The organism is Haladaptatus ordinarius, assembly GCF_054177595.1.
On record NZ_JBPEHH010000173.1, the window covers coordinates 1 to 5,292 of the forward strand.

Consider the following 5,292-nt stretch of genomic DNA (forward strand, 5'->3'; position numbering starts at 1 on the left):
GTTCGGTTCTCTCCATCTGTGGACTCTAGTTCTCCTTCACTCAGCTACTACACCAGCGTTCACTCTGGTCATCCGTGACTCAGCACAGCTCACGAAGCGACGCTCGGGAAGTACCGACTATCGAAAGCACGAAAGCCTCCCTGCCTGTTCGCCCTTCATACCTCTTCTTCGGATCGGGCAAACTCAACGACTGTTTTGACCCGATCGCTGTCACAGTAGCGAATCGTTTCACTCCGCTCATCATACTCAATGAGGTTGTGATCGGCCAACTTCGGCAGATGGACGTGGCGTAACTCGATTGAGATGCGTTCAGATAAGGTACCGAAGCTGTCACTTAGAACCGCAAGGCGGCGTGGTTCTCGTGCTCATCCCAACCCATCCTTCCCATGTTGTCTGCTTTTTCCCCCTTGTCGCGATGAGCTAGGTAGTGTCCTGAGGCGACTCTGACCAAGGGTTTACCAGTCGTGTCCTCGAATTTGGTCGTACGAATGGATTCAAATGGGACGTCGCCACTCACACCACTTGCGCAAGAAGCGCTTGATGCACTCGCGAGCACAATTCCACCTGGTGGTGAACTCACCTACGAGCAAGCCTATGCCGTTCTAGCTGAGAAAGAGGATCTTGAGCAACCTGCTGCCGAAGATATTATCGAACGATTGTACAATAAGGGCCATGTCTACGAGGTCGAAGGGAAGCTCCGGCTCACTGATTACGGGGCTGAATCATGAGACAGTCTTCAAAGCGAAGGTAATCAAAATCCAGGAATTGACCCTCTTACCTACCTTGCCATTTTCAAGGATTTGGGGTGAGGTATTGGTTCTCTTCGTGTTGTTTTTTGAGTGGTTCGTAGATGAGAATCGTATTGTTACTTCGGACGACGATCAAGTGATCGTCAAAGGTAAATCGCACTTCGACATCGCTCTTCTTGGTTGGACTTGCATTGATGATCTCTTCCAGTGCATCGGGATTCACGTATTCGTACAGATTGAGCGATATCTGACCATCCTGTGATTCTATCGTCTCAACAACTGCCTCAACGAGACTCACGAGCACTGATTGATCTGAAGGAACGGGAATGGTGTTGGTCAACGCGTATTGTGGTGAGGAACGTGAGTTCGGCGGTTCGGTGGTGTTTCCGAACCAGCTGGTCGTTTTTGGGGGCATTGTGGTACTCGGTATGAATTCACTATTGTCTACAATCCATTAAGCACTGTTCGTCGTTTATTCCGTTTAATTCGTTATTATATTGTTTGATTCTTTCCTCTTCACTGCACCCTGTTTGGCACTTCCACCATCAACTAGAAACTAAAATCAGCTTTTGTGCTGACGGTATTTCCTTTATTTTCTCGACCGTTGATTCGTGTGCACTCACACAGCCCACAATAGAGAGCCACTGTCTGGTGCCATCATACAAAGACGTCATGACCGGCTACCTGTGAGTGCACCCTGAACTCCAGTTCTACCTTTCGCCGATCGTACTTACAGATAGACAGGCGCAATGCCACGTCCTTCAGGGCGTGGATACGCGCCGTAAACACGATTCGGTTTCTGCCGACAAATGCAAGGCCGGAGATTCCACGACCGGTAGGATTAAGCGTTTTTCCTGCCGTATCTATACTACCGACGTTCCCCGCTTTCGAGTTCCGGTCTTCGACCGTTCGACGGCTTCGCCGTCTCACTCGTCCGGGTGACAAAGTCGAAGCCCACTCCACCACGTCCGGGCTTACGGGTCGGCTGACGCTGATGGTGGTACCCAGTAGGCTGAATACCCTACCGTGGACGGGAATGCGGTATTCCCGGGTGATAGGCCCATTGCAGATGGGTGGGAAGGCCGCTTTGATACGGCTCCACGCGCTGCAACCCACGTCCTTGGTCATAAATCAGCTGCGTTAGGCAGCAGGCCGTGCAGTGATGGTGTCCTCACTGATGGGCTCATCGAATTCCTCATCATGTGAAATGAGTTCGGTGTAGGCCGTTGCGAGCACAGCAGGCCGGAATAGTTCACCCTTCCTATTCTGTCGAGTACTCTGTCCGTGATGAGAAATTGTCCCCTGTGTTATCGGCATGCTTGACCAGATCAGTCGGTGTCTCTTGGTATTCTGGAGATATTGATGCTTCATAAGACGCGACACGTTTGGTTTCATTCAGTTGCATAGCTGGGGACGGTTTAGTTACGTCTGATGAGACATTTTGGCTAAGATCCTGCAGTCGGTCTGGTGAGAGAGCATGTGTCCGTTTTTCGCCGAGTACGACGCCACTGGTGACGATCGATCGGATTCCTTCTTCAACAGTCATATCGACATCGAAGACGCGGTCTTTTCTGACGTGTATAACGAATCCACCCATGACGGGATTCGGAGCCATCGGTAAAAACAACGATTCCATCTCGGGGTGATCCATTGCCTGTTTGATGGTGTTAGCCGTGTCCGCGGTTTTGAATGCGACGGCGTACGATCCATCCGTCGGATATTCGACAAGCTTGACTTCTTTGAAGCTCTCTGAATCTGAATCAAGAAGCAGTTCACTCATCTCATTGAAGCTCGTGTATATCGAGCCGATGCCTGGAACCGACGATATGAACTGGTCGAATTGCACACCAAGGCGACCATATCCAGAGCGGTATTCGGTGACGAATCCCAATATAAAGAGGGTTCCACCGAACAGGCCAATCGTGATGAGTTTCACAAGCAACTCATTTGTCGCTGGTGAGACTCCGGGGATGCTTTTCACGATGAACACGACCGGATTCAAAGTGTTCGAGATGAAGTTGAGCACAAATCCAAGGACGACAACGGTAACGATGAGAGGAATCGCAATTGCGATGCCACTAATGAGTGATCGGCGGATGATCTCCTTAACACTGTGGTGTGTTACGTTCTCATTCATGGAAGCCCCTCTATGATCCGGACCTAATATCATACTCTTATGCCAATAGCAAACCTTGAAAGCGTTTAGGCCCAAACCAGTGTAATGAACATGCTACAATTCGTCTGATTTCTCTTGAATGTCCGGTAGGAAGCGATTACGCACCTTATTGATCACAGTCAAAAGTAGTTCTCTGTTTTCACATCCTCCCCGGGTTGAACCGCGAGGATTCCTCCGTAGGGCTACCGACTCACGGTGGCACCTTTCGTTTTGCTCCGCAGCGAATAGGAGTTGGCTATTACCTGAATTGCAGGCGGGTAAGGCCCCTTCCTCAAGGAGGGCCGAAGGCGCGAGGAGGGAGGGGATACGCCCGCCTGCAATTCAGGTAAAATTCCTTGTCACTCGTCCAGATCGGGATACTGTGGCGGTGCTTCCCCTTGTTCATCGACAACTAGGTTACTGACGAAGCATGTCGATGTATTGCAGATGACACGCTTCCGGAACATACAGTCAAAACTGATCAATTGTCACCGTCCTCTCTCTGTGCAAGAAGATAGAACCCAACGCTCGCAAGCCCACCCAGCGCTGTCAGGAATCCATACCCTGGTTGCCCCGGCGTCGTTGTCGTCGATTTCGACGTTGTCTTCTCCTGATTTGCCTTCGCTGCTGGTTTATCATCAGGTATCTGTGATGTCGCTGCTGGTTTATCATCAGGTATCTGTGATGTCGTTGTTGATTGATTATCAGGTATCTGTGATGTCGTTGTTGGTTGATTATCAGGTATCTGTGATGTCGAGGATAAACGAGTGTCGGGGTCCGATTGGTTATTGGACGCCTGATCGACTTCGCCGATACTCGGGTTCGTTATTGCAGCTTCGGCGTCCACTAATCCGAATCCCTGTTCGTCTTCCGAGAGACCGATGTCTTCGGCGGTGTCGCGGAGGTGCTGGCGAGCTTGTTCATTTGAAAGACTACCACCTTCCGGAGACATCAACACCCCAGCCACACCGCTAACGTGTGGACACGCCATCGACGTACCCGATTTGTATCCGTAGCCACCGGGAAGAGTCGAGTATATCTCCGATCCAGGGGCAGCCAGTTCAACCTCGAAACCTACGTTCGAGAAGTCAGAAAGTGTATCATTTTTTGTCGTCGAACTAACCGCGATCACTTCTGAGTATGCAGCCGGATATGTAACTGGGCCGTGATCGTCATTTCCCGCACACGCTACGAGAAGAACACCTTTGTCGTGGGCGTATTTGCAGGCATCCGCAACCGTTTGTGAATAATCATCGCCGGTAATGCTCAGATTCGCAACATCATATCCCTGATCGGCCACCCATTCGATTCCCGCGGCAATCCACGACCATCGCCCCCAGTTGTCTGAATTGAGAACTTTCGCGGCATGAAGCTCCAGTGTAGGCGCAGTGCCGACGACACCCTGTGAATTGTCGTGTGCAGCAGCAATGCCCGCACAGTGGGTTCCGTGCCCCGTATCGTCATCCCAGGAATCTGTATCTGGAACAAATGATTTTCCCGTCCCGAGATTAGTTTGGAGATCTGGATGGTCATTGTCAATTCCGGAATCTATGACGGCAATATGAGCCTCGGAGCCGGTGAGTCCGGGGCCACTGATCTTATTGGCATCAATCCGATCAACGCCCCAGGGGAGGGTCTGATCACCTCCTAGACACTTACCGTCTCGTTCGATATACCGTACGTCAGGAAGCTGCTCAAGTGCTTCGATAGCCTGTTTTGAGAATCTACCAGCTACCGCTTTCTTCTCTGACCCAAGTTGGAGAATATGGTCAACTAATTGGGCTTGTATTCTCGCGGCGCGCGCGGCATCAGAAGATTTAGTCGCGACAATATACCGATCGAGCTCTATAGCGTCGCTTTGTATCTGGGCTTTCCCGACTCCGACAAGTCCGCTGAAACCAGTACTTGCTGCGACCCCTCTTAATAATTTTCGTCGCGAAAAACTCTCATTGAGACTCTTGCTCAAGTTCGCCAATTTCATCTCGTAACTACATCAATCAAAGTACAGGATAAATATTTTTATATACACTCAACTGCTGAATCCCAGTATTCGACACATGGTCTCCCTTCACATATTGCCGGGACACTCTTCTGTAGCGTAGTGGAACCAAACCATAAGCAGTAGCGCCTCCCGCCGAGACAGGAACGGGTATGTGTGAGCCTCGCCCTTCTTTCGGCAGGAGGCTTGCGGATCTTGTTGAATTGGGGTCAACAGAGTTTCGGCCCGCGCCGCTCGACGCTATCGTTGAGGGGCGTCTCAAGACTGGAAGAGCGTGTCATAGAAAGCGTCACGTACGAAGCAGCAGGGTGCGGAAAGTGTGTCCAGCACAACCGCAACCCTGCAAGACGTCGCTTCGGTTGACGACTTCTTGAAGGCAGCGGCTACCG

At 50.9% G+C, this 5,292-nt stretch carries 5 protein-coding genes; 1 reads left to right on the forward strand and 4 read right to left on the reverse strand.

What is annotated here, in order from left to right:
- Positions 1-155: 155 nt before the first annotated feature.
- The gene (locus ACR3FF_RS25475; protein ID WP_458190910.1) at positions 156-305 is read right to left on the reverse strand and encodes a DUF7344 domain-containing protein; all 150 of its coding nucleotides are present in this window, start codon (positions 303-305) and stop codon (positions 156-158) included.
- A 183-nt stretch (positions 306-488) separates the two neighbouring features.
- Between ACR3FF_RS25475 and ACR3FF_RS25480 the strand changes: the two genes are divergently transcribed.
- Positions 489-728, forward strand: coding sequence for a hypothetical protein (locus ACR3FF_RS25480; RefSeq protein ID WP_458190906.1), 240 nt, complete (start codon positions 489-491; stop codon positions 726-728).
- A 64-nt stretch (positions 729-792) separates the two neighbouring features.
- On the opposite strand, the gene ACR3FF_RS25485 is transcribed toward ACR3FF_RS25480, so the two are convergent.
- The 3 genes from ACR3FF_RS25485 to ACR3FF_RS25495 all read right to left on the reverse strand — a co-directional run bounded on the left by ACR3FF_RS25485 (position 793) and on the right by ACR3FF_RS25495 (position 4,885).
- A complete protein-coding gene (locus tag ACR3FF_RS25485; RefSeq protein WP_458190907.1) occupies positions 793-1,164 on the reverse strand; it encodes a HalOD1 output domain-containing protein in 372 nt (123 codons plus the stop codon).
- Between the two features lie 846 nt (positions 1,165-2,010).
- Positions 2,011-2,886, reverse strand: coding sequence for a DUF502 domain-containing protein (locus ACR3FF_RS25490; RefSeq protein ID WP_458190908.1), 876 nt, complete (start codon positions 2,884-2,886; stop codon positions 2,011-2,013).
- Between the two features lie 499 nt (positions 2,887-3,385).
- Positions 3,386-4,885 carry a S8 family peptidase gene (locus ACR3FF_RS25495; protein WP_458190909.1) on the reverse strand — a complete coding sequence of 500 codons (1,500 nt, stop codon included), beginning with the start codon at positions 4,883-4,885 and terminating at the stop codon, positions 3,386-3,388.
- Between the last annotated feature and the right edge of the window lie 407 nt (positions 4,886-5,292).

What these genes read in the sequence shown, in the direction of transcription:
- ACR3FF_RS25480 (WP_458190906.1), top strand. Translation starts at nt 489, where the DNA reads ATGGATTCAAATGGGACGTCGCCACTCACACCACTTGCGCAAGAAGCG.
- ACR3FF_RS25485 (WP_458190907.1), bottom strand. Translation starts at nt 1,164, where the DNA reads ATGCCCCCAAAAACGACCAGCTGGTTCGGAAACACCACCGAACCGCCG.
- ACR3FF_RS25490 (WP_458190908.1), bottom strand. Translation starts at nt 2,886, where the DNA reads ATGAATGAGAACGTAACACACCACAGTGTTAAGGAGATCATCCGCCGA.
- ACR3FF_RS25495 (WP_458190909.1), bottom strand. Translation starts at nt 4,885, where the DNA reads ATGAAATTGGCGAACTTGAGCAAGAGTCTCAATGAGAGTTTTTCGCGA.